Here is a 20,702-nt window from a genome sequence, read left to right as displayed (position 1 = left end):
ACCTTACTCCCCTTTAGTATTTTTATATTTGTTTAAAATATCATCGAAACGCTTTTGGTTATCCTCAGTACCCTCACTTTGAGATTGCTGTGGTTGTTGCACTGACTCAGGTTCTTCTTGTTGATGTAACCATTCTGGTACAGCTTCAGTTCGATTAGCATAACCTTTTCCAGTACGCTTTTTGTTTTGTTGTTGTCTTCGAAAACCCGCTTGTGCTGCTTCTACATCATGAATTGTTTTAAAACCCTGTTGATGCCAATCTTTTAGAATTCCTTTTGTATAAGACCAATTACGTGTATTGTTTTGAAGTGTAATTTTCATAGCTTCTACTACTAAATCTTGATTGAGATCATCTACCCATTGATTTATTTCTTCTCCCATGAAAGGAGATATAAAACCAAAATTTTTCATATAGAAATCAATTGCGCGATTTTCTACTACTGGAGGTGTTTCTTCTTGTTGCAGTTTTTCTTTTTCTTTTTCTTTTTCTTTTTCTTTTTCTTTTTCTTTTTCTTTTTGTCCCCGTATCGTGGACGTATCGTGATACGTATCGTCAAATCCAGCCATACTGCTTATTTTTTCAACTAAAGAATCATTTGTAGTTCTATCCAATACAAGTTTCACTAAAGATAAATCTTTAATTGTTTTTATTTCCTTTTGAATACAATCTTCGATAGGTTTTCCGCCTTTTATCAGGTTATATTTGCCCCAATTTAGTATGCAAAGCTCTCTAGTTTCTTCGTTATAAATTATTAATTCATGGTGTTTCGTAAAGCGGTCTAGTAAAGCTTTAGCGCTTTCTATGGAGTAACCTAATTCAAAGGCCATTTGTTTCCTTGTGATTGTATATACACCAATTTGTGTTGTATGTTCATTTGTCATTAGATACAAATAGAAATATCTATCCTCCGGTGTCATTTCTTCTGTAACCTTTGGATCTGACCAAAAAGTAGTTCTGACATGTCTGTATTTAGCCATTATTTCTCCTCCTCGTACAAACCACCACATGTGCTTGTCTACTTTTGATAATTCGTTGAATCGCATAATAAGGATAACCAACACTGAAGTATTGCTTAATCATCCGTTGTAATTCTTCTTTGCTTTTTGCTAAGTCCCAGAACTTATTAGGTAATAGCACTTGATATTCAATTAAATCCATGTACTATTTCCCTACTTCCCGTGGTATACTTATAGAAACTTGTTTTTTCTAACGGACCCACTGTCATGGGTCTTTTTATTTTGTTCTACACCACTCCAAGCCCATTTTCTTATCGGCTCATAAGTAATATAAAGCAGCCATAAACCACCTGTGGTTGAAAATCCGAATATAGCTAATGCTGTTAAATCTTCCATTATGCTGACACTCCCCTTTCTAACCAATTAAAGAATGCATCTCTTGGAACTACTTTTTTTCTCCCTAATTTCACTAAAGGGAAACCTTTTTGATCCATAATATCGTAAGCTGTTCTTTTCGCTACTCCTAATATTTCTTCTAAGTGTGTCACGTTTAACATAATCGGATAATCCTTTGTGCTATCATTAGTGACTGGAATGCTATCTAGCTTTTCTACTGTTGTTTGCCTTTCATCTTCTTTATTAAAGCGAAGTAACTCAATAGCTTCCCAAAACTCTTCATCCCTCCAACCTTTTTGAGCTGAAAACTTTGTAATTGCCAACGCTATTTGAACTGTTGAATTTTTCATTTTTTATATCTCCCTTTCTTTTTATAAAATTTTAATTTTATCTATTAAGAAACATAATCATCTAACGAACTAGGTCTTTCTGGCGGATACCATCCTGCAATAAATCGCATAGCATTTTGATAAAATTTTCTTGGGATTTTATCGTATTTAGCTACACCAAAATGTCTTTTTAGTGCACCATAAATGCCTTGATACGATGCATTATCATAGCCTTCGTTTTTAAGTTCAAAAACACGTTGTTTGACTTTACGCTGTACTGCTCCTTTGTTTTGTTCGGTAAGCCATAGCTCGTTATCTACTAGAAGTTTCATTTTGTTCATTTCTTCTTCCGTATGATCTTGGCGTGATTTGATTTGTTTTAGTTCATTCATGCTGTAAATAATCGAATCTTCGACTGATAGTTGCTGCTGTTTTTGAATGTATCCTTTCATTCGTTTGAATTCATTTAAAAACTTAATTTTCATCTTCATCGCTTCAGGCGTTATGTAGCTCATTGCGACAATTGCAAAAGCATCTTCTGTTAAGTTATATTTTTCATACCATTGTTTGTTTTGTGGGTGTTGATACTGGGTCTCCCCAAAGTTGGTGATACCCCACTGTTGTTCTCCTGCTTCTATTAGCTTTTCGATTTGAATTTCAATGTCTCTCATCACATGATCGTGACGTTTATCGAACATTTGAGAAATCGTTATACTATCCGTAACCACTTTACGCCCTTCCATAAAAACAAACTCACTTACTGGATGTTGCGCAACTTGCAATCGATTCATTTTCGTTTACCTCTCTTCCTCTTTTTACTCTCGAAACGCGAGTTGGATTATAAAAAAAATTATCTACTGATACACCAAAGAACTCCGCAATTCGCATAGCTATATTCCATCTAGGATTCTTCTTTCCATTTTCAATTTCACAATAATAGTTAGAAGAAATATCTAGTTTCTTAGCTACTTCAAATTGCTTCAGACCTTTATTTTCACGCAATTTGATTAACCATTCTCTTTTCATGTTTACCTCCGATGTCATATGTTTGACTTTAGTATACTCGCGATTCGCGAATATGTAAATATCTTTTCTGAAATTTTTTCGAAATAAAATAAATTCGCGTAGCGCGAAAAAAATATTGATTTTGTTCTGCGAAATGTTATCTTTATTTATAGGGAGGTTTTAAACATGAACATAGGGGAACGCTTAAAATATTTAAGGAATAAACAAAAATGGACTATGAAAGAAATTTCTTCCAAGTTAGGGATAGGCGACTCAACTTATAGTGGGTATGAAACTAATTATAGAAAACCAGATGCGGAAATGATTTGTAAATTAGCTGACTTGCATAATACAACAACCGACTATATTTTGTGTAAAACTGACGATCCAACGCTAGAGAAAGCAACATCTTCTAATATTAAAGATTTCTTTGATAATCAAAAATTACATTGGGACGGAAAAGAATTATCTGAGGATGATGTGGAAAGTCTTAAAGATTTGTTAGAAGTTGCAGTTAAAAGAATGCTTAAATAACAAAAAAAGGATTAGCAAGAAGCTATTCCTTTTTTTGTTGTCCGTATATGTTGAAATTTTCTTAATTCAATATCCGTCAGTAGCCCTTGCTTATGTAATTCGTCTAATACATAAACTACATCACCTGTCACATTGTCACTTCCTAATAACACTTGTACCATTTGCTTCACTTGTACTTCTACCCCTTTATTCATCAAAATAACTTCCTCCCTTAATTGTTGGTAAATATTAGGTGTCGATTTTTTGTTCCTCATCCAAAAACCAACATTCCCCAAAAATTACGAAAGAGGCTGCGAAATCGCAACCTCTAACTCTTTATTAACTATTTAATTTTTATTATTAAAGTCCGCCAGGCTCAGACATCATATATTGTACTTGTTGTTTAACTGGTTGTTCTTTACTGTCCTTAGTCGCTGCCCCTACATTCAATGATAGAGTAAAAGCACTCATAATACATAAAACTGCTACACTAATTTTTTTCATCCTCATCCCACTTTCTTTTCTAATGATGCTAACACACGTTTCACGGCATTAGCATAGTGATAGTTTCCAACCCGTTCAAAGCGTTTCAAAGCTTCTCTTAATCCTAGTATATCATTGTTAATTCTGGAAATATAGTACATTGTGAACGGTGAATCTAATTTTCTTTCCTTAGTTAATTCTTCAAACATTTTTAATGCCTTTTCTTTGTTCCCATATAGTCCTTCATAATAAGCTACTTCAGATAAGTCGATAGATGTAAAATCTATTTTATCGAGATTAAAACCATTATCTATATACAAGAATGCTAATGTGGACTGAAAAGATTTATACTTCCTACTCTCTTTCGAAATCCCGTTTTCGTCTAAATACTTTAGGCTTTGTAATAAATATTTTTCCGCTTTCAAAACATCAGTGAAAAGATAACTCTCTCCGAGCCCACATAATGCCGTCGCCTTTACAATGGGTGCTTCTAATTCAGATTTTAATATTGCACCACATTTAATTCTGCATGCCTCTAAATCTTCGTTAAATAAATTAATGTAAGCACTTCGAACATTGTAATGTATCTCATGACAAGATTGTATAAATGCATTCTTTATAGTTATTAAATTTTTCTCTACTTTATCTGAATAAGGAAGCATAGCCCTATAATTAAAAATATCGTACATCGAAAAACTGTATAACATATTTACTAGAACTTGAACTTCTGGATCATTTGCAAACATAACTTTGTCCATATCATCAATTAAGGCTTGTCCTCGTTTAACATTTTGACTTCTATAATTAAATAACTTGTAGATTTTAAAGTATTTCTTTAAATGACTATTTCCCTGATGTTTCTCTATCAGCTTATCTATAACTTCATACTCGCCAATTCCTTGGCAATAACATAACGCTTTGCGAATGTTCAAATCTCCCGAACATAGCATGATAAATTCACTAAGAATTCCTTTTCGTTCCTCCATATCTTCAAAAAGAATTGAAGCTACAGGTAAAAACTTATCGAATTTCATTTCTGAGGTTTTACCACTTACTGCATCTGTTATAACAACTCGATCTACACCCGTTTTTCGTTCAATATCCGGGAATGTTAATCCCCTTCTATCAGCTTGTTTTTTAATACGCTTCATCAACTTCTTCATTTTTGCTCCCCCTATTTGGAACAAAGACGCTTCGCTTTTTCTCAAATTAAACAATAGGAAAATCATACCATAGTAATGATTTAGTATTATCGGCATGTTATAATGTAAGTGTTACTCGTGTAGTGACCGAAAAGAGACTTATGGCAGATGTTCCCCTTGTGAGTCGGGCGAACGGTGTAAGAGTGGGGCAAATCACTCTTACACACGCTGTGAGTCTTTTTTTCGTTCCGTTTATTATATTTGTTTTCATAATATCACATTTTTGGCAAATTTCAGTCATGCAGTTATCTGATAAATATTGAGAAAGTTGGAAAACAGCTTTATATCAACGTTTATCAGCTGACAAGAAAATGAAATATGTAAATATGCATAGAACGCATGAAGGCTTCACATGCATATTTTACCACAAAACCGAACTTTTGTTCTATTTTATTTTTTAATTACAATATATTTTCTATCAATATACTATAAATGACAGTAAATCTATCATTTATAGTATATCAATATGTATATAATTATACTTGTACTATGAAAACATTCAGTGAAACTTTAAAAGCGTTAAGAAAAAGTCGTTCGTTAAGGCAAGAAGATTTAGCTCATGAACTAAACCTTAGTAGAAGCCAAATAAATAATTACGAAAATGGTTTTTCTGAGCCTGATCTCACTACATTATTTCGCCTCGCTTTCTATTTCAATGTAACACTAGATGTACTTACAGGATACATTGATAATTCGGATGATGAAATGTTACATAATACTTTGCTTGGCGTTCAGAAAACATATGGGGTGTTATCTGAACATCAAAGAAAAAACTTCTGCAAACAACTAGATTATTATGTGCGTTTCCTTGGTGAGAATAATGAAATATTATGATTTGATTTCATCATAAAAGAAATCATTTCCAATTTCAAATTGTAAAATATTCTTATTTTTACAATTTGAGTAAGAGAGCTATATGCTCTCTTTTTTTATTTGTCACTTCGACAAAATGCGACAATTTATTAATTTTATGTTTGTTATGCTAATTTCAGAAATCTTACATTTTATATCGTTGGAGGATTAGGAATGAAAATATCTAATAAAATGTTTATTTTAGTTAGTATAGGAATACTAACCATATTATTCGCTAGAGGAATATATAATAGTATTAAGTTTGGAGACTCCGAATATGGGGTAGGATATGTCCTAGGGCAAGCTGTGGGAGGAACATTATCCTGGTTCAGTATCATTGCACTAATAGCTGCATTAATTTTTCTAATTATGGGATTCATTAATAAGAAGAAAAACAGCGAAACAAAACCACTGTTCTTAAAATCTGCTATCTCTTTTGGAACAGCAATTACTTCATTCGTACTGTTATTTGTGATTATTTTTATCACGATGGGTATTGAAAATGATCACAAAGCCCTTGCTGAGGAAAAGAAAAAAGAAAGTGAGTATTTAATGGCGGCTGCTAATTTCTATAACGACATTGAATCATTTGAAATGTATTCCACATTAGTCTTATTTGGTTATTCTGATACATGGTCTAATGCGATAAAAACTCAAAAAGATTTTAATACAGAACTAATTTCGAAGAAGACAGAATCTGATCCAATGATTAAACGCGCGGACTTGATTTATAATGAGATGGGTCAACAATTAAAATTAGTATCAGAGGCTACAAAAAAGCATCCTAATTTATACAAAGATGTATATGAGGAATATAAAAACATCTACAGTATTGTAACAGCACTTAATGAACAGGTTAATTCTCCAACTGGAAGTCTAATTTCATTCAATCATAATGTTAACTCATTACAACAAGAGTACAAAAAAGCTAAGGGTAACATAGATATTTCAATTACAGATGAGATAAAAAACCAATCAGAAAAAATAAAAGAAGCTAATGATACAAAAACAAAAAATAATGAAGTAACAAAATACTGATTTTGTTTCACTAAAAAAAGCCTTTCTCAAAATAGAAAAAGACTTTTTTTGGAAAAAGGTAACATAACAATTACATTTTTCTTTACTTTTTTGGTATTAATGTTTTAGACTATACATATAATAATATCGTATGTGGCGCTCGCCACAACATTGAGGCTCTGATCGGCTTTGCCGAGGGGCCTTTTTACTTTGTCTTAAACTCCTCTTACACCTAATCCATTATAAAGGCCCTTGTGAGTTAAAAACTTTTGAGAATAATCTATTTGAGAGCTACCATTTCTGTATTTGAATATTACCGAACTTCCACTCTTTCTGGTATTATCAAACAAATGTCCAATGTATCCAGCTTCAAATAACAATAGTAACATGTATTTAACATCAGATTGGCTAATCTCGCTCTTCATGACTTGTTCTTCCATCATTCTGTTAAATTCATTAAATGAGAAAGAACGTTCTCCGATTTTTTGCAAAACAGATGGTAGGGCATTTATATAATCATCATTAATGAACCCTGTTATTTCATTTTTCATTTCTTCTATAAAGTATTCCCTAGAATATGCTTTGAGAACATTTCTAACTTCCGAAAAGGACAATTTAAAGTTATTAGGATAAAGCTCCTGGCAACATTTTAAAAATTGTAAAATATCCCTTGGTTTATATAATGTATGATCAAGGATATATATCCACGACTGTTTATCTTTTATAAGTCTCGGGAATAACTTTTCCCAATATTGTTCAGTCTCCTGCTTTGGTATTCCTGAATATTCAAACCTTAGATTAACAATTGACTTTAAATCATCTAATCTATTGTTCCAGTTTAAAACAATGGCCCCATCTCGTTTTATCTTATTTAAATCTGGATCTGTGACATTGTTAACGATATCTTCCCTAATAAATAAGACAATTTTTATAGGTACACCTGCTGCTAAAAATTTATCATTTAAATTGTCTACACTTCTTATTAAACTCGACAGCATTTCAAGTTGGTTTTTCTTAAATCGCAAAATGTCGTCTACTCCATCAATCAATATGATGACTTTTTTATCACTGTAAAAAACTTCAGACAAGGTGGAAAGCATTTTTTCATTTAAAGTTGCAATTCTCTCCAAATACGTTGCGGGTTTTGTACCAAATTCTTTTTCGAACTCCAAATCAAAACTAGCGATATTATTACCAATTTTTAACTTGGATAGCCTTGTTACGTCTTTTTTATAACCGATGTCTAAAGGGAATCCTAATACATTTAATAATTTAATCATACTATTCAATTCCTCTGACTCAGTAAATTTCAAGTCGTTATAAACAATTTTGTAACTCATTAATAGCAGAATAAAATCCCATGATTCTTTATACTTTTGCGTACCTATAAGTTCCTTATCTATACTTGTTTTTGCAAATGTAGAGAATTCAAAATCATTTAATTGCAAAGGAAGCGCAAATAAATTTTCATCTTTATCAGCAAGTGATTGTATTTTTGCTCTTACTGCTGATTTTCCGACGCCTTTTCTCCCAATTAGTAAAAAGTAGTGGTCACTTATTAATTTGCGCACAGTGTTTCTTGAATCATAAAATGCATTCTCGAATATCTTTGGAACCCTTGTATACTCTTTTTCAGCATCTGCAAATCCAAACTCATAATCTTCAAAAGTTAATACATCCAATTAAGCCCATCCCTTCCAAAAAACATTACCATATAATATATTTCCTATACCCACGAAAAAAGCCCACAAATCATGTGGACTCTGAAGTATGGATATCTATATTTTACCACAGAGACGCCCAAATGAGTGTCTTTTCCTTTTTCTGATACTGGAATTATTTATGCTATTCGAATACTATTAGTTCAAGGAGGTATGGATAATGAAAGGATACTTTAGAAAACGTGGTGAAAAGTGGTCATTTACTATTGATATTGGAAAAGACCCTATCACTGGAAAAAGAAAACAAAAAACAACATCAGGCTTTAAAACAAAGAAAGAAGCCGAACGTGCATGTAATGAACTTATTCATCAATTTAATACTGGAAGTCTAGTTGATGATAAGAATTTTACTCTTAGTGAGTATTTGCAAGAATGGCTAGAAAATACAGCAAAGCAAAGAGTGAGGGAAACTACATTCACCAATTATAAAAGAGCTGTAAATAGTCGAATTATACCTGTGCTTGGTTCGCACAAATTAAAGGACTTAAAACCCTTAAACGGACAACGATTTGTTAAATCCTTAATTGATGAAGGGTTGTCACCTGCATATATTGAATATATTTTCATTGTTTTAAAAGGAGCATTAGAAGACGCTGTTAGATGGGAACTTCTGTTTAAAAACCCATTTCAGCATGTGGAAATACCTCGACCACGAAAAGTGGTCAATTCTACGTGGTCAATTGAGGAAACCAAAAAATTCTTAAATCGTACTAAATTTGAAAATATAATCTATTATCATCTTTTCTTATTAGCATTAAATACGGGTATGAGACGTGGTGAAATACTTGGTCTGAAGTGGAAGAATTTCGATTTAAATGAAGGTAAAATAAGCGTTACAGAAACACTTATTTATGATGAGAATGGATTTAGATTCACGGAACCAAAAACGCATGGATCAAAACGCTTAATTTCCATCGATCAAAACTTATGTAAAGAATTTAAATCTTATAAAGCTAAACAAAATGAATTCAAATTATTGTTCGGGCAGTCATACGAGGATAATGATCTAGTTTTTGCTAAAGAAACTGGACAGCCTATATTACCACGAACTATGACAACTACTTTTAATCAATTTATAAAAAAAGCCGATGTACCTCAAATTAGGTTTCACGACTTACGACATACACATGCAACAATTTTATTGAAGCTGGGTATTAATCCTAAAATCGTAAGCGAGCGTTTAGGACATAGTTCAATTAAGACCACATTAGACACTTACAGTCATGTCACTATAGATATGCAAGAAAGTGCTGTTTTAAAGCTAAGTGAGGCATTAAAATCATAAAAAAATTGTTGATGTGGTCAGAATGTGGTCAAACCCATCAACAATCTCATTAAAACCCCTTTATTTCAACGTTAATTTAACTACGTTCTCAACATGAGCTGTATGCGGGAACATATCAACTGGTTGCACATACTCCACTTCATAACTCTTCATTAATGCTTGTACATCACGTGCTAATGAAGAAGGATTACAAGATACATAAACAACTTGTTTCGGCTTCACTTTTAAAATTGTTTCCAGTAATTTATCATCGCAACCTGTACGTGGTGGATCGACAACAATTACATCTGGACGCCATCCTTCTTTTACCCATTTCGGTAACCACTGTTCAGCTTTACCTGCTTCATATTTCGTATTTGTAAATCCGTGACGCTTCGCATTTTTTCTTGCATCTTCAATCGCTTCTGGAATTACATCCATACCACGTACTTCCGCTGCATCATTTGCAAGCCAAAGACCGATTGTACCAACACCACAATACGCATCTACAATTTTCTCATCGCCTGTTAAAGCAGCTGCTTTTTTTGCTTCATCGTATAAAACAACTGTTTGTTCTGGATTTAACTGGAAGAATGCACGTGCTGATAATTCAAATGATAAATCACCTAGTGTTTCTTGAATTACTTCTTTTCCAGCTAATTTAAATGTTTTATCACCAAAAATAACAGATGTTTTACGCCAGTTTACGTTTTGCATAATTGATTTCACACTTGGCATTTGTTTTTGTACTTCTGCGATAAATTGATCTTTATTTGGTAATTCTTCTTTTGTTGTAATAAGTGTAACTTGTACTTCCCCTGTTTGAACTGCAGTACGTGTCACAATTGTGCGTACTAAACCTTTTTGTTTTTTCTCATTATAAATAGAAACATTTAACTTTTCTAATATACGTCTTACAACTTTTGTCGCTTCATTCGTTGCTTTATGTTGAATCATACAATGAGCAATATCAATTAACTGATGTGAGTTTTGCTTATACAGCCCTGTAATAACCTTTTCGTCTTTACGTCCCACTTGTAATTGACTCTTATTACGGTAATGCCATGGATTTTCCATACCAAGCGTTGGACGGATTTTCTCTTCCAAGCTGTTATTCATATACTTTTCAAATGCTTGTACAACGATATCACGCTTTTGATTTAATTGTTCTTTATAATCTAAATGTTGCAGCTGACAACCGCCACACTCTTCATATACCGGACACGGTGCTTTCACACGATGTGGTGAAGCTTTACGAACTTTTTTCACTTTCGCTTCAGCGAAGCCACGCTGAATTTTCGTTGTTTCTGCAACAACTTCTTCTCCTGGTAATGCCCCTGGAATGAAAACGACTTGTCTCTTAAAATAACCAACGCCTTCTCCGTTAATCCCAAGACGTTTAATTGTCACAGGAAATGTTTGACCAACTTCCAACTTACTCTCATGTTGCTTTTGTATCATTATTACACCTCTACTCTATACTTTTCCATAAATATAACGCTGCATAACTGCAGTATGGTTCACACTCTTGTTTCACTTTTTCTAAAAATACATCATCAGGTTTATCATCTAATTGAAATACACCTTGCACCGCACGCTGAATTCCAATGTCCGTTTTCGGAAACATATTTTTCCGTCCAAGCCCAAACATTAAAAAGTTTTGCACTGTCCATGCACCAATCCCCCTAATCGGTAACAATTGTGCCGAAACCTCTTCTTCCGCCCTGGTTTCTATACTCGCTAAGTCTAATGTACCGCTGACAATACTTTGACCTAATCCTACTATATATTCGGCCTTTCGTTGACTAAACTTCTGCTCTCTCAATTCTTCTATTGAAATATTTGCTACTATTTCCGGAGTGGGGAAAAAGAATACACCATTCTTCTCTGTTCCATATCGTTTCACAAACTGTTCTGTTAGCACAGTAGCAAATTTCAAATTTATTTGTTGATGAATGATACAGCGAAGAAGACAAGCGAAATAATCAAATTCTAAAATAATTGGAGTATAAGCATATGTTTCAAATAGTGGACGTAATGATGTGTTTAAAAAATGATTTTGTATATCTTGAAACGGTTCATTCCAATGAAAAATGGCTCTCATTCGTTTCATGACTTTCTCCGGATCTCCTGTTTGACTAGAAATCCAAAACTGTGGATTTTGCACAGTACCAATCCCTTGCAAGCGAACAACAACCTGTTCCTCATCTATACAAAGCGGGACATAGATAACTTTCTCATCGAATTGAATGACGTTAAGAGGATCAAAAGATAACCGTTTTAATACCTCTTCAAAATGATACGGATACTCTAACGTAACATGTTCGCTCCACATACGTTTCCCCATCCTTTTTACACATCATTATAGCATGAGAAAACCGCAAGCATACATGCTTACGGTTGATTGCTTTTTACTAAGTCATCTAGACTTTTAAAATGATACCCTTTCTCGCGCAAATCATCAATGATTTTCGCAAGTGCTTCTGCATTATCTTTCGAGATTGCATGAAGTAATAAAACAGATCCTGGATGAATCATCGTCATGACATTATTATGCGCATATTGCCATCCTCTTTGTTCATCCACTTTCCAATCCAAAAATGCAAGTGACCAAAATACATTATAATAACCCATTTCTTTCGTAAGAGCTAACGTTCTTTCACTAAACACGCCTCGCGGTGGGCGTACATATTTTACTTCTTTTTGCCCAGTTACTTTTTTAATTTCCTCTGTTACACTCGTTAATTCTTCACGAAGTTTCGCATCATTTACCGTTGTAAAATCAGGATGACTCCACGAATGGTTTCCAATAATATGTCCTTCATCCTTCATTCTTAATAACAAATCTTTTTGTGTTTTAATATAATGACCCGTTACAAAGAAAGTTGCCGGTACTTTTTTCTCTTTTAATACATCTAAGATTTTCCCTGTGTATCCATTCTCGTACCCATTATCGAATGTTAAATAAATATCTTTTTTCTTTGTATCCCCTAAATAAAACCCACCATTTTTTTGTAGTAAATCTGTATATAACTTTCCTGCATCTGGTACTGTTTCATTTTTAGGGCGCGGGATTCCCCAGTTATGTGGAGTATTTGTATAAGCTAATGCCGAAACTGGAACAAGTGCCATCATAATTGAAAAAATGAGACCGATATATAACCATTTATATTTCATAAATAGTCTCCTTTCCATATATAATCGTACTTGTAGTTTCTGTTGCTACGCATTCTTTCATGCTGAGCATGTTTTTCTATATATACCAAAAAAATGCATCTCGAATAATTCGAGATGCATTTTTGTTTACTTAAATACTGGCTCTTTAAAGCTAGCTAATTTTTCAAGTGATGTTTTATCAACATCTGCGTGTAAGCTATTACCATGAGAATCCATCGTTACAACTGCTTTAAATCCTTCGATACGTAAATGCCACATTGCCTCTGGAATACCAAATTGTAAGAAATCAACATCTTTTACTTCTTTAATACATTCAGCATAATATTGTGCTGCACCGCCAATTGCATTTAAATATACACCGCCGTGCTCTTCTAAAGCTGCTAATGTTTTCGCACCCATACCGCCTTTTCCAATGACAGCGCGAATACCGAATTTCTTCATAATATCGCCTTGGTACGGTTCTTCACGAATACTTGTCGTTGGACCTGCCGCTTTAATTTGCCAGTTTTCATTTTCATCTTTCACGACAACTGGACCACAGTGATAAATAACTTGTCCATTTAAATCTACCGGACAATCGTTATCCATTAAATGCTTATGGATTGCATCACGACCTGTATACATCATGCCATTAATTGTTACAACATCACCAACGCGAAGTACACGAATTTGCTCTTCTGTAATTGGAGCTTGTAATACAATCTCACGTTGCTCTGTTTTTTCTTGTGCTTCTTGCTGAAGTGTATCGTCACCTTCTTGGTATAGCCAATCCATAATTTCACCTGTTTCAGGATGGATTGTTACGCCAAGGCGGCGATATGCCCAGCAATTATATGCAACAGATACGTAGAAGCTAGCTGGCAGACGGTTATACACGCCAATTTTACAGCCAAGTAAAGTTGTTTCTCCACCAAATCCCATCGTACCAATGCCAAGCTTATTCGCATTTTCTAATACGTACTCTTCAAGTTTTTGTAACTCTGGTACTGGATTGACATCATCTAATGTACGGAATAATTGATTTTTTGCTAATTCGTAACCTGATGTGCGGTCTCCCCCGATACCAACACCAATTACACCTGCACTACATCCTTGACCTTGTGCTTGATATACTGCATGAAGAAGGCATTTACGAATCCCTTCTAAATCACGGCCAGCTCGTCCAAGTCCTTCTAATTCACATGGTAAGCTATACTGAATATTTTTATTCTCACAGCCGCCACCCTTTAGAATTAAACGTGCATCAATATAATCTTTTTCCCATTGTTCAAACTTAATAACCGGTGTACCTGGTCCTAAATTATTTCCACTATTGTCTCCAAAAAGAGAATCAACAGAATTGGGACGAAGTTTACCATCTTTTGTCGCCCGCTCAAGCGCATGATAGATAGCTTCCTTCAACTTTAGTTGATTCGCACCAACTGGTGTATAAATTTTAAACGTTGGCATCCCTGTATCTTGGCAAATTGGTGAGATGTTATCATCAGCCATTTTAATATTATTCGTAATTGTGCCAAGTGCCATCGCAGAACGAGTCCCTGCATTTTCTCGTTCTTTTGCTTGTTGAATCGCACGACGAACATCTTTCGGTAAGTTCGTTGACGTTTCAATAATTAGTTGATACATGCTTTCTTGAAGCTTTTCCATTGTTACTTCCCCCTCAATTGTGAACGCTACCAAAACGTTATGAGATGAAAATCCCATTGCTATACTCTTCAGCTTTTTATTTGTTTCACGCTATTCAAGCATAAATGAAATTTTTCACAACTTGATTATACCTCTTTTTCTATCGTCCTTCTATTATCCGCACAGAAAAAGGCTACCAAATTGGAATTGGCAGCCTTTTTAATATATTATTCGTCTTTTTTAAATTGCTCACATTTTAATTCTAATTCATCTAACATCGCAAGAAGACGATCCACATCTTCTAATTCTACTTCTTCAGGTTCAATTGTATCAATTACTTCAATGAACATATTTAAACGTTCTTTTAAATATACTAATTGTGTATCTTTATCTTGAATTGCTTTTCCCATGAAGGCACTCTCCTTTTAATTCGAGTTGCTTTTATTATACCGCAAAAATGATTGCTATGGGCATGAAATTTCATCAATTTTGTCACAGTAATTCATTCAAATGTAAGCCCTATCTCTTTTTTCACAAAAAAGTTTCACTTTATAAAAAGCACATATTCTTCTATTATAGAGAATGGACAAATTGTTATTTCAATAGTCAAAGGAGTATTTCATATGACGATATCACAAAAAATGAAGCCGATTACTCCTTCTTACGATCCATGGGAAGCGTATATGGACCTTGAAGAGTACGGCAAACTACTATTAACAAATGTTGAATTTACAACGACGACGTTATGCAATATGCGCTGTGAGCATTGCGCTGTTGGTTACACGTTACAGCCGAAAGACCCGAATCCGCTTCCGATGGATCTTTTATTAAAACGATTAGATGAGATTCCTCATTTACGTTCTTTAAGTATTACTGGCGGAGAACCTATGCTTTCAAAAAAATCCGTCGACAACTATGTAACACCACTCTTAAAATACGCCCATGAACGAGGCGTTCGCACTCAAATCAACTCAAACTTAACTATAGATTTAGCACGTTACGAACAAATTATTCCTTATTTAGACGTATTGCATATATCTCATAACTGGGGAACAATTGATGACTTCGTTGAAGGTGGATTTGCAATGATGGAGCGTAAACCTACGTATGAACAACGTGCAAAATTATTCGAAAGAATGATTACAAATAGTAAAGCTCTATCAGATGCAGGTGTACTCGTATCAGCCGAAACAATGCTGAATAAACGAACTCTACCACACATGGAACATATTCATCGTCAAATCGTTGACGAAATGGGATGTAAACGTCATGAAGTTCACCCGATGTATCCAAGTGACTTCGCGAGTAATTTAGAGATTTTAACAAAAGCTGAAATTCGTGATGCAATTGAGCATTTACTAGAAATTCGCGATGAAAATGTATGGATGTTATTTGGAACTTTACCTTTCTACGCTTGTAGCGATGACGAGCGAGACATCGCCACATTTAAGAAATTACAAGAAAGCAAAAATGTAACAGTTCGTAACGATCCAGATGGCCGTTCTCGTTTAAACGTCAACATTTTTGATGGAAATATTATTGTAACTGATTTCGGTGACGTTCCCCTTCTAGGTAACGTACAAACAAACACACTACAAGAAGCATATGACAAATGGAGTGCCTCAAAAACAGCACAATCATTAAGCTGCCACTGTCCTGCAGTAAAATGTTTAGGACCAAATGTTCTTGTAAAAAATAGCTACTATCCGACAGAAGATTTCTTATCAAAAACAGCAAATATTACATTATAAAAAAACGTCAGCTTATAAGCTGACGTTTTTTTATATTATTGCGAGTGAGAAGAAGAAATGAATTTAAAATACAAATGATCATGAATTGGAATAGCAGCTCCGATTCCTTGTGAGGTAATGTTTTTTACAACAAGTCTTTTTTGATTTCCTTTTAGCACAAGATACACTTCTCCAAACGTTACTTTTCCTTTTTCATTTACTGCTGGTGTATAAGCGTATAAATATCCAAGTTGACTCGGACTAATATTATACACGCGCTCATGCCCTGTACCATACCCAATGGTCGTCTTAAATGAAAGTGGCAATTGTACTTTTTCAAGCGCTTTGAGGAGCATCATTTTTTTCACATCCGCAGTATCTTTCATATCTGCTGTTAAATCGCCTTCAACCGTCTTTTGCGTTTCTTGTTTATAGCGTAGCGGATATAAGCGATCTCCTCCGCGATTATCGTACACATTGCGATTTACTTGTTTATATTCCCAATTAATCGATGTATCAACCGATTCATAATTCAAAGCCCATTGACCTAAATAAATCTTCGCTCGGTACCCTACCGCAAGCGGCGCATTCGATATTGTCGTTTCATTAAACATTCGAATTAAGTCCGGATTTTCAATTTTAATATTTGCTGTTTTCAATAGTTCTTGAGCAAACTTACTCGGCTGTAAGCGCGGCAAATCTTGCGCATCATTTGGAAACGTATTGTCTTTGGAAATATTTAAAACAGATGAAGGCATTTTTGTTCCTACCGTTGTCTTTGCAAAACTCATATTAGGAAATAATAGAATAAACGAGACCATAGTTGAAAGACATATGCTGTATACTCGTTTCACCTGTCTGGCTCCTTCCTACGTAAAGGTATATATACTACTTTGTTTATTGTTTTCTCTCAATACAATTGTTATGCCTATTTTTCATAATAAATAAAAACCAATTCCCATAATGACATACGCTGCTAGTAAAGTACCGCCTTCAAACCAGTTTGTATCTCCATCATTTGAAATTGCAATCGTTAAGAAAACAGCTGTAATCATAGAAACAAGTTCTGGTATTGTAAATACTAAAGGCATCCTTTGCGTGAAGAACATAGAAAGCAGTACTAATACAGGCGCAACAAACATGGCAATTTGTAACGTAGAACCTATTGCAATCTCAACTGCAATATTCACCTTATTTTTATACGCCATAATAATTGCAGATGCATGTTCCGCTGCATTCCCAACAATCGCAACGATAATAACCCCTATAAATAATTCTGACCAACCAAATGATTTGGCAACCGTCTCAAATGTATGCACAAGCGCCTCTGACACATAAGCTACTGCAATTGTCGCTATTGCTAAAACGAGTAGCGCTTTACCTTTCGACCACTCTGGTTCTTCCTCATGAGCTACTTCATCCGTTTTATGTTGATATACACCACGATGGGTAACGAGCTTAAATAACAGCGCAGCAAGGTACATAATAATCATAATGATAGAAACACCGATACTTAATTGATACGTCTTTCCAGCGTCCATCTTCATTGAAAAAATCTCTGGAATAACAAAAGCTACTACAACAGCAAATATTAATAAAGCTGAATTATGCCTTGCATCATACACATTAAAACTTTGTCTTTTGTATTTAAGCCCTCCTACAAAGAAGGATAGCCCTCCTACTAATAATAAATTTCCAAGTACAGAACCCGTTAAAGAGGCTAACACAACCTCAATTAACCCTGCCTGAAGTGCAAAAATTGAAATGATAAGTTCGACTGCATTACCGAAAGTAGCATTTAATAATCCGCCTATTCTAGGTCCAGAGACAATTGCCAAACTTTCTGTCGCTCTGCCCATAAAACCCGCTAATGCGATAATCGTAATACAATACACAGCGAACATAATTGTTTGAGGCCAATGAAGTGTTTTCCCAAGTACAGAAAGTGGTACACCTATAAGCGCTACGATAAGAAATATTTTGTTAAACATGCTTTTCATCCTTCCATCGTATGTATTTCTCCTCGATATTAATATTATTCTTCTCCTAACTTGTCCGATTTCATCACAATTACGTTTAAAAAATCATGTTGATGAAAAGAGTATGAAAGATACTTCATTTTTATTTAGACGAAGAAAACTACAAAGTATGAAAAGAGGCTAAAAGCATGCATTTAAAAGAAAAAATTGAAACAATTATTTGCGGTCAACGAACCGGTGTATTATCTACTGTACGTGAAAATAAACCTCACAGCGCCTTTATGATGTTTTTCCATGAAGATTTTGTACTATATGTTGCAACAGATCGAAAATCAAAAAAGATAACAGATATCAAAAAAAATCCAAATGTATATGTACTACTTGGGCGTGAAGGAAAAAAATTAGATGAAGATTATATTGAAGTTGAGGGCTTAGCCTCCATCGAGGAAGACTCCACATTAAAAAACAAGTTTTGGAATAATAGCTTAAAACGCTGGTTACTCGGTCCTGAAGATCCTAATTATGTACTAATTAAAATCAATCCTGACACAATTTATTACATCGATGGTGCTGGTACGACGGAGCCCGAGTTTTTACGACTATAAAATAAAACAAGCCCCCTTTAGGTGGGCTTGTTTTGTCGAAAAGTTCTTCTGAAAAAAACAATAAAATAGGTGGAACTTTCTAAAGATTCTGTTATATAATAGCAGTAACTTAAATAAACTGTATTAAAACAGATTGAGAGGAGAAATAAAATTGATGAAAAGAGAAGAACGCAAAAACATGATTGAGTTTATTGAAAAGAAAAAAGGGATTGAGCGTGACGAATTATTGTTTATGACAGACGATGAAGTAGAACATATTTATAATGTAACGTACTTTTTATATGAGGAAATTGCAGAGTAGTATAATAATCCCACCTTATTAAAAATATAAGGTGGGATTATTTCGTTATCTATCCAGCTATTTGCAAGGCGGTAAAATCCCACTGATTAAAGTTCCGCTTTATACATGAGAATGATTTTCATGTATAATAATGTAAGATTGGAGGAATTTTACTATGAGTTCATGGCTCTTATTCGCACTATTATCAGCAATTGCTGCTGCCCTTGTATCTATTTTCGGAAAGATTGGTTTAGATGGAATCGATGCCAATGTTGCAACAACGGTTCGTTCTATTATTATGGCATTATTTATGGTGGGCGTTATTATTATACAAGGTAAATTTCAAAATATTGGCGACGTACTGCTAAATAAAAAAGCACTGCTCTTTATCACATTAAGTGGGGTTGCAGGTGCTTCGTCATGGCTATTTTATTTTCTTGCCCTCAAAACAGGAAAAGTTTCACAAGTGGCTCCTGTCGATAAATTAAGCGTCGTATTTTCTATCATCCTCGCTATGATTATACTCGGTGAAAAGTTAAACTTTATGACTGGCGTTGGTGTAGTCTTTATTACAGCTGGTGTACTATTTATTGCTTTCAGCTAAAAAAACCGCTATTAGCGGTTTTTCTTTTTCTTTATGTAAAACCATACAAAACCTGTAACAACTACTGAAATGAATAAAATCCATATTCCATAATGATGTAAACTATACTCAACGAAACGCCACTTCTCTCCTAACTTCCAGCCAAGCCCAATAAAAACACTTATCCAAATAAGTGCACCACCGTAAGCGTACAAACAAAAACGCCAAAGTGTTAAATTCGACACCCCAGCAAAATATGCTGTTAAATGACGTACTCCCGGGATAAAGTAACCAATCATTAAAAGAAATGGTCCATATTTTTCAAATAAAATGTGCGTTTTTTCAATATGATGTTCCTTAATTCTAATTTTCGGCCCATATTTTTTTAAAACAGGAAGTCCCAGTTTTAAACCTAATATGTAGCTTAATGTAATACCTAACATCGCACCAGCCATCCCACTTAAAAAAGCAGCCGTTCCTGACATAACTCCTTTTGAAACGTTATAACCAACAAAGGTCAATAAAAACTCGTCTGGTATCGGTAATCCGACAATCCCACCTGCCAACGCTATAATAATTCCAAAATACCCATAATGCGCGATTAACTCGCCAATATGTTGTTCCATTCGGAAGACACATCCTATGCACGATCGTTATTCCACATTGTGCCCTTTCTATCTTTCAGACAAACATGGTATACATATTCACTATACATTGTTTTTATAATGAACTCTACTTCTATCCATTCCTTTAGCAGGAAGAAAGTGAGTCATTAATCGTGCACCCAACTCCCGCCTACTTCCCCTGTATTCGCCGCTTTTTGAAGTGCTAGTCTTATTATCCGTAAATAGCCGGATTAAAAAATAAAAATTCATATGCTTGTTTTTTTGTTACAATAAAGGAAAGTTACTTTTCGCAACGGTTTAACTCTCAGGAAAAATGATATATCTAGCAAAAACGTAGTTTGGTCGATATAATGCAAC

26 protein-coding genes are annotated in these 20,702 nt (G+C 34.3%); 8 read left to right on the top strand and 18 right to left on the bottom strand.

All coding sequences use genetic code 11. The features are described 5' to 3' along the window. Positions 1-3 precede the first annotated feature (3 nt). The 6 genes from MR115_RS21380 to MR115_RS21355 are packed head-to-tail and all read right to left on the bottom strand — an operon-like array spanning position 4 to position 2,708. Positions 4-978, bottom strand: coding sequence for a DnaD domain-containing protein (locus tag MR115_RS21380; RefSeq protein ID WP_242242690.1), 975 nt, complete (start codon positions 976-978; stop codon positions 4-6). Beyond that, the gene (locus MR115_RS21375) at positions 971-1,159 is read right to left on the bottom strand and encodes a hypothetical protein (protein WP_242242689.1); all 189 of its coding nucleotides are present in this window, start codon (positions 1,157-1,159) and stop codon (positions 971-973) included. Before MR115_RS21375 ends, MR115_RS21380 begins: the two co-directional genes overlap by 8 nt. A 29-nt stretch (positions 1,160-1,188) precedes the next feature. Continuing rightward, complete coding sequence (locus tag MR115_RS21370; RefSeq protein ID WP_242242688.1) at positions 1,189-1,353, bottom strand: hypothetical protein; 165 nt, start codon at positions 1,351-1,353, stop codon at positions 1,189-1,191. Next, complete coding sequence (locus MR115_RS21365) at positions 1,353-1,703, bottom strand: helix-turn-helix domain-containing protein (protein WP_242242687.1); 351 nt, start codon at positions 1,701-1,703, stop codon at positions 1,353-1,355. Before MR115_RS21365 ends, MR115_RS21370 begins: the two co-directional genes overlap by 1 nt. A 44-nt stretch (positions 1,704-1,747) precedes the next feature. Further along, a complete protein-coding gene (locus MR115_RS21360; RefSeq protein ID WP_242242686.1) occupies positions 1,748-2,473 on the bottom strand; it encodes an ORF6C domain-containing protein in 726 nt (241 codons plus the stop codon). After that, complete coding sequence (locus tag MR115_RS21355; RefSeq protein ID WP_242242685.1) at positions 2,436-2,708, bottom strand: helix-turn-helix transcriptional regulator; 273 nt, start codon at positions 2,706-2,708, stop codon at positions 2,436-2,438. Before MR115_RS21355 ends, MR115_RS21360 begins: the two co-directional genes overlap by 38 nt. 165 nt (positions 2,709-2,873) lie before the next feature. On the opposite strand from MR115_RS21355, the gene MR115_RS21350 reads away from it, so the two are divergent. Then, entirely contained in the window at positions 2,874-3,221 is a 348-nt protein-coding gene (locus tag MR115_RS21350) for a helix-turn-helix domain-containing protein (protein WP_242242684.1), read from the top strand. An 11-nt stretch (positions 3,222-3,232) separates the two neighbouring features. Here the strand turns inward: MR115_RS21350 and MR115_RS21345 are convergent, their stop codons facing one another. The 3 genes from MR115_RS21345 to MR115_RS21335 all read right to left on the bottom strand — a co-directional run bounded on the left by MR115_RS21345 (position 3,233) and on the right by MR115_RS21335 (position 4,846). Further along, the gene (locus MR115_RS21345; RefSeq protein ID WP_242242756.1) at positions 3,233-3,415 is read right to left on the bottom strand and encodes a hypothetical protein; all 183 of its coding nucleotides are present in this window, start codon (positions 3,413-3,415) and stop codon (positions 3,233-3,235) included. A gap of 145 nt (positions 3,416-3,560) precedes the next feature. Continuing rightward, positions 3,561-3,704 (bottom strand): hypothetical protein, encoded by a 144-nt coding sequence (locus MR115_RS21340; RefSeq protein ID WP_003276351.1) that lies wholly within the window; start codon positions 3,702-3,704, stop codon positions 3,561-3,563. 2 nt (positions 3,705-3,706) lie between these two features. Then, a complete protein-coding gene (locus MR115_RS21335) occupies positions 3,707-4,846 on the bottom strand; it encodes an AimR family lysis-lysogeny pheromone receptor (protein ID WP_242242683.1) in 1,140 nt (379 codons plus the stop codon). A 528-nt stretch (positions 4,847-5,374) separates the two neighbouring features. Between MR115_RS21335 and MR115_RS21330 the strand changes: the two genes are divergently transcribed. Both MR115_RS21330 and MR115_RS21325 read left to right on the top strand, forming a co-directional pair. Further along, positions 5,375-5,719 carry a helix-turn-helix domain-containing protein gene (locus MR115_RS21330; protein WP_242242682.1) on the top strand — a complete coding sequence of 115 codons (345 nt, stop codon included), beginning with the start codon at positions 5,375-5,377 and terminating at the stop codon, positions 5,717-5,719. 192 nt (positions 5,720-5,911) lie between these two features. Then, entirely contained in the window at positions 5,912-6,775 is an 864-nt protein-coding gene (locus MR115_RS21325) for an MFS transporter (RefSeq protein WP_242242681.1), read from the top strand. 194 nt (positions 6,776-6,969) lie between these two features. On the opposite strand, the gene MR115_RS21320 is transcribed toward MR115_RS21325, so the two are convergent. After that, entirely contained in the window at positions 6,970-8,436 is a 1,467-nt protein-coding gene (locus MR115_RS21320) for a P-loop ATPase, Sll1717 family (RefSeq protein ID WP_242242680.1), read from the bottom strand. Positions 8,437-8,635: 199 nt separating this feature from the next. Between MR115_RS21320 and MR115_RS21315 the strand changes: the two genes are divergently transcribed. Continuing rightward, on the top strand, positions 8,636-9,760 hold the full coding sequence (locus tag MR115_RS21315; RefSeq protein WP_242242679.1) for a site-specific integrase: 1,125 nt from the start codon (positions 8,636-8,638) through the stop codon (positions 9,758-9,760). 60 nt (positions 9,761-9,820) lie between these two features. On the opposite strand, the gene rlmD is transcribed toward MR115_RS21315, so the two are convergent. The 5 genes from rlmD to MR115_RS21290 all read right to left on the bottom strand — a co-directional run bounded on the left by rlmD (position 9,821) and on the right by MR115_RS21290 (position 14,952). After that, positions 9,821-11,200, bottom strand: a complete 1,380-nt coding sequence (gene rlmD, locus MR115_RS21310; RefSeq protein WP_242242678.1) for a 23S rRNA (uracil(1939)-C(5))-methyltransferase RlmD — start codon at positions 11,198-11,200, stop codon at positions 9,821-9,823. Positions 11,201-11,210: 10 nt separating this feature from the next. Continuing rightward, positions 11,211-12,074: a DNA-3-methyladenine glycosylase family protein gene (locus MR115_RS21305; protein ID WP_242242677.1), complete on the bottom strand. Its 864-nt coding sequence runs from the start codon at positions 12,072-12,074 to the stop codon at positions 11,211-11,213. Between the two features lie 59 nt (positions 12,075-12,133). Continuing rightward, positions 12,134-12,916 (bottom strand): delta-lactam-biosynthetic de-N-acetylase, encoded by a 783-nt coding sequence (gene pdaA, locus MR115_RS21300; RefSeq protein WP_000875958.1) that lies wholly within the window; start codon positions 12,914-12,916, stop codon positions 12,134-12,136. A gap of 126 nt (positions 12,917-13,042) precedes the next feature. Further along, positions 13,043-14,563 carry a class I fumarate hydratase gene (gene fumA, locus MR115_RS21295; RefSeq protein WP_242242676.1) on the bottom strand — a complete coding sequence of 507 codons (1,521 nt, stop codon included), beginning with the start codon at positions 14,561-14,563 and terminating at the stop codon, positions 13,043-13,045. A 206-nt stretch (positions 14,564-14,769) separates the two neighbouring features. Then, on the bottom strand, positions 14,770-14,952 hold the full coding sequence (locus MR115_RS21290) for an SE1561 family protein (RefSeq protein WP_000513558.1): 183 nt from the start codon (positions 14,950-14,952) through the stop codon (positions 14,770-14,772). 213 nt (positions 14,953-15,165) lie between these two features. Between MR115_RS21290 and yfkAB the strand changes: the two genes are divergently transcribed. After that, on the top strand, positions 15,166-16,293 hold the full coding sequence (gene yfkAB, locus MR115_RS21285; protein ID WP_242242675.1) for a radical SAM/CxCxxxxC motif protein YfkAB: 1,128 nt from the start codon (positions 15,166-15,168) through the stop codon (positions 16,291-16,293). Between the two features lie 35 nt (positions 16,294-16,328). On the opposite strand, the gene MR115_RS21280 is transcribed toward yfkAB, so the two are convergent. Continuing rightward, the gene (locus MR115_RS21280; RefSeq protein WP_242242674.1) at positions 16,329-17,126 is read right to left on the bottom strand and encodes a YfkD famly protein; all 798 of its coding nucleotides are present in this window, start codon (positions 17,124-17,126) and stop codon (positions 16,329-16,331) included. A gap of 81 nt (positions 17,127-17,207) precedes the next feature. Further along, entirely contained in the window at positions 17,208-18,263 is a 1,056-nt protein-coding gene (cax, locus tag MR115_RS21275; protein WP_061676716.1) for a calcium/proton exchanger, read from the bottom strand. A 176-nt stretch (positions 18,264-18,439) separates the two neighbouring features. Here cax and MR115_RS21270 point away from each other — a divergent pair, with 176 nt between their 5' ends. From MR115_RS21270 to MR115_RS21260, 3 genes are all read left to right on the top strand, one after another. After that, positions 18,440-18,856, top strand: coding sequence for a pyridoxamine 5'-phosphate oxidase family protein (locus tag MR115_RS21270; RefSeq protein WP_242242673.1), 417 nt, complete (start codon positions 18,440-18,442; stop codon positions 18,854-18,856). A 154-nt stretch (positions 18,857-19,010) separates the two neighbouring features. Beyond that, the gene (locus tag MR115_RS21265; RefSeq protein ID WP_000817786.1) at positions 19,011-19,157 is read left to right on the top strand and encodes a BH0509 family protein; all 147 of its coding nucleotides are present in this window, start codon (positions 19,011-19,013) and stop codon (positions 19,155-19,157) included. 154 nt (positions 19,158-19,311) lie between these two features. Next, complete coding sequence (locus MR115_RS21260; RefSeq protein ID WP_000100307.1) at positions 19,312-19,740, top strand: EamA family transporter; 429 nt, start codon at positions 19,312-19,314, stop codon at positions 19,738-19,740. An 11-nt stretch (positions 19,741-19,751) separates the two neighbouring features. Here the strand turns inward: MR115_RS21260 and MR115_RS21255 are convergent, their stop codons facing one another. After that, on the bottom strand, positions 19,752-20,345 hold the full coding sequence (locus MR115_RS21255) for a DedA family protein (RefSeq protein WP_242242672.1): 594 nt from the start codon (positions 20,343-20,345) through the stop codon (positions 19,752-19,754). Positions 20,346-20,702 lie beyond the last annotated feature (357 nt).

It is taken from the genome of Bacillus cereus group sp. BfR-BA-01309 (genome assembly GCF_022664315.1).
Taxonomy (GTDB): Bacteria; Bacillota; Bacilli; order Bacillales; family Bacillaceae_G; genus Bacillus_A; species Bacillus_A mobilis.
Note: the sequence above shows the minus strand (reverse complement) of the source record. Positions and strands in the feature narration are given on the sequence as shown.